Genomic DNA, 223 nt, shown 5'->3' on the forward strand with positions numbered 1-223 from the left:
GGGGCCGCCGCCGTAGACGGGGGAGTTGTCGAAGTAGGGGCGGAAGTCGTGTAGTGCCTGTTGGGAGTTTTTGTGCATGAAGACCTGGCCGCCGAGTCCGACGATGGCCTGCTCGCGTGTGCCGTGTCCGTAGAACTCGTATCGGTCGCGGTAGTGGTTGACGAGGTTGACGAAGTGGTTTTTGGGGAAGAAGAGGTGGTTGGCGAAGAAGCCGTCGCCGTAG

1 pseudogene is annotated in these 223 nt (G+C 61.0%); it reads right to left on the bottom strand.

From position 1 onward, the window contains the following. Positions 1–223: pseudogene (locus tag ABFP37_RS22675) on the bottom strand (5,10-methylene tetrahydromethanopterin reductase); the annotation flags it as partial.

The sequence above is a fragment of the Burkholderia sp. RS01 genome (assembly GCF_039748055.1).
Classification (GTDB): domain Bacteria; phylum Actinomycetota; class Actinomycetes; order Actinomycetales; family Micrococcaceae; genus Arthrobacter.